The organism is uncultured Candidatus Kuenenia sp. (assembly GCF_900696675.1).
GTDB classification, from domain to species: domain Bacteria; phylum Planctomycetota; class Brocadiia; order Brocadiales; family Brocadiaceae; genus Kuenenia; species Kuenenia stuttgartiensis_A.
The window spans coordinates 1-1,965 of the sequence record NZ_CAADGZ010000246.1; the positions used below are offsets into that span (position 1 = coordinate 1).

General features: G+C 38.4%; 3 protein-coding genes. All 3 read left to right on the plus strand.

From position 1 onward, the window contains the following. Positions 1-229: 229 nt before the first annotated feature. The 3 genes from QZT26_RS17370 to QZT26_RS17380 all read left to right on the plus strand — a co-directional run bounded on the left by QZT26_RS17370 (position 230) and on the right by QZT26_RS17380 (position 1,632). Positions 230-634 carry a transposase gene (locus QZT26_RS17370; RefSeq protein ID WP_295103976.1) on the plus strand — a complete coding sequence of 135 codons (405 nt, stop codon included), beginning with the start codon at positions 230-232 and terminating at the stop codon, positions 632-634. A 207-nt stretch (positions 635-841) separates the two neighbouring features. Continuing rightward, positions 842-1,147 (plus strand): UPF0175 family protein, encoded by a 306-nt coding sequence (locus QZT26_RS17375; RefSeq protein ID WP_295103978.1) that lies wholly within the window; start codon positions 842-844, stop codon positions 1,145-1,147. After that, entirely contained in the window at positions 1,144-1,632 is a 489-nt protein-coding gene (locus QZT26_RS17380) for a hypothetical protein (RefSeq protein ID WP_295103981.1), read from the plus strand. Before QZT26_RS17375 ends, QZT26_RS17380 begins: the two co-directional genes overlap by 4 nt. The last annotated feature ends 333 nt before the right edge of the window (positions 1,633-1,965 follow it).

Consider the following 1,965-nt stretch of genomic DNA (forward strand, 5'->3'; position numbering starts at 1 on the left):
TTGACGGAGAAAGGCCAGAAGTTCTCTTGTTCACTGATGACCGCTTCAGCCCTTGATATTAAAGCACTTACGGAAATGGCGGCATGAAAAACACGCATAAAAAACAAGAAATTGATGGATAGTAGTACAGATAAGCGCAGATAAAATAACGACTGAATTCTTCGAAAATATGGGGACAACCCCCATGTTTTAGTTGATAAGCCGAAGTTGGGAGTGTCGAATCCGCCCCATGCCGGGAATAGCCAGGGTTGTCGCTCCAAATTACCCGCATCACATAGCACAGCGTGGAACGAATAAGACGTACATCTTCCTTGATGATGAAGACCGACGCTATTTTCTTCAGAGCGTAAAGGATTATGCGGATAGAACGGGTACAAAGATATGGGCCTATTGCCTTATGGGAAACTATTTCCATCTGCTCTTGGTTCCGGGGGAGGAGCAATTTTTAGGGAAATGTCTTCATGGCGCCACTTTTCGATATGCACAACACTTCAACACAGGTGCATTCCCGGTTTTTTGTAACCGTTTGTGTGATTGGGGCAAAACAACGCTGCCAGGGGTTAATACTACTGTGCGTTTTATTAAAACATGGCAGAAGTCACAAAAAACCGGGAATGCACCCAACACAAAGTAGTTGCCAAAAAAAGGCGGCAGGTCCAGGAATGTGAAATGATACGGGGGTTGTCCCCGTATTCCAAATAGGTTAAATGAAGAATTGTCTATTTACCGATCATCCTGAACCTTCGGTGAGAGTTCAGGCGAACGTTCACCATGAACTGTTAAAAAGCAATTAATGGTCATAACAGAACAATTCAGTTTTGATTTTTGTGAGGAGAATGACATGAATCTTTTAGAAAAAGAAATAAATGTGTTATTAGAAAAAGGATTTTACAAAAGTAAAGAGGAATTGATTGATGACGCCTGCAGGGCGCTTCTGAGAAATAGACCACAGTTGAGACTGGAAGTGGCTATTTCACTATATGTAAATGAGGAAGTCTCTTTATCTAAGGCAGCGGAGATTGCTGGTGCATGTATAGAAGAATTTAAAGAATCATTAAAAGACAGAGGATTATCTGTAAAAGTTCCTCCGATTGCTAAAGAGGAATTAGATGAACAGACAAATCTCATATTAAAGGTATCAAAATGATAATTTTTGATACCGACATATTGAGCATTTTTGCAAAGATAAATAGATTGGAATTAATAAAGAAACTCTTTAGCACAATTCATATTACACCAATGATAAGAGAGGAGATTACTGCCCCACTAGAATATGGCTATGACTTCCCAAAGGATATTTTAAATAGTAGTTCTGTTATTATACCCACACTGGAGGAATTCGGCCTGTACAATAAATTTAAAGTGAGACTTGGCAAAGGAGAAGCGGAGGCAATCTCAATATCAATAAGCAGAAAGCTACTGTTTGCTACCAATGACAGAGTTGCTCAAAAGGTCGCAAAAGAAAATGGTGTGGGTATAATATCACTCCAGGCTATATTGAAAGCATCGGTAAAAAGGCAATTTTTGACCTTACATGAGTTCTATGAAATAATCAACGACATGAGATTGAGGGATAATCTTGTTATACCCGAAGATGAAATAGAAGATATTTTTAAAGAAAATCTCAAATAGGGCCTCAATGGGACTCAACAAATCTTCACAAGTCTTTAATTATTTTCCATTTTTCAAAGGCCGTGTCGCCCTTTAGGAGAATTAGTGCAGAACAAAAGGGGGGGGGCGCATCTTAAATTAATACATAGTGATATTTCTCTTGCGTTAATATAACGATTTCTGGCTAATTATTTATGATTTAAATTATGAAATAGGACGCAGATAAACCTAGCGCGGCCTTTGGCCGCAACCAAAAAGGTGATTTTTAGTTTATTATAAAGTATAGTAGTATCCTCGTAAATAGTAATCAGACAATTTGGAGGACACTACTTATGAATAAGTTGATGGAATTAT